Consider the following 273-nt stretch of genomic DNA (forward strand, 5'->3'; position numbering starts at 1 on the left):
GGGCTGACTGGCCAATCGGGCCCTGGATGATCACCACGTTGCCCTTGCCATTGAGTTTGTCGACCATGGCCTGGGCCTGCAGGCGGCCACCTTCCACGTCGTCGTTACCCACATACGGCACGCTGGCATCGGCTACTTTCGTATTGGAGGCGATGACCACCACGTCGTTGTTCATGGCGGCCTTGACGGTGCCGACGCCGGCCTTGGTATCAATCGGCAAGAAGAGACTCGCGTCGTAGCGTTGGGTCACCATGTTTTCGATCTGGTTGTTGT

At 59.3% G+C, this 273-nt stretch carries 1 protein-coding gene; it reads right to left on the minus strand.

The genetic code is table 11. The annotated features are described in order from the left end of the window. Nucleotides 1-273: substrate-binding domain-containing protein (locus tag AAEY72_RS14860; RefSeq protein WP_352311317.1), on the minus strand; the 273-nt coding region annotated here is incomplete at both ends.

The organism is Psychrobacter sp. W2-37-MNA-CIBAN-0211 (assembly GCF_040309405.1).
GTDB lineage: Bacteria > Pseudomonadota > Gammaproteobacteria > Pseudomonadales > Moraxellaceae > Psychrobacter > Psychrobacter glaciei.